1 protein-coding gene is annotated in these 422 nt (G+C 47.2%); it reads right to left on the bottom strand.

All coding sequences use genetic code 11. The features are described from left to right. Positions 1-129: 129 nt before the first annotated feature. Positions 130-422 (bottom strand): hypothetical protein (locus KP705_RS18130; RefSeq protein ID WP_215765296.1); only part of this gene is annotated, 293 nt, incomplete at its 5' end.

Raw genomic sequence — 422 nt, 5'->3', positions numbered from 1 at the left:
ATATCCATAACAATCTCCGACCCTCAGTTTGTGGGGTACTGGAAACTTATTGTAGCAGATAGAAATCAATATTTGACTTGTCATAGTGTCCGACTATGACAATTACATTGTCGTCGGTCCTGCGGAGCTTCAAAGATACCAGTCTGCAAGCTCCTGAAAGGCGTCCTGATTAGCTTCGAAGTATTCGGAATCCGGAACCTCAATAGGAGGCTCATCAAGCTCTACGGGGTCTTGTAGACGCTCTATGTCGAGAACCTTTGACAGCATCCCATCTTCTAAGACGCTACCCCCACCTCTACCCATGTGAGATATCGTGTAAGTGTCAAGCATATATGCTTTTGCGGAATCATCCACCGCATTGATATCCCTGTTGCCAAGCTCCCACGAACCACGCAACGCAAACAGATTACGCCCCGTTAGAG

It is taken from the genome of Gluconobacter sp. P1D12_c (assembly GCF_018812105.1).
Classification (GTDB): domain Bacteria; phylum Pseudomonadota; class Alphaproteobacteria; order Acetobacterales; family Acetobacteraceae; genus Gluconobacter; species Gluconobacter oxydans_A.
The sequence above is the reverse complement of the archived record's forward strand: the minus strand, read 5'-3'. Positions and strand labels throughout refer to the sequence as shown.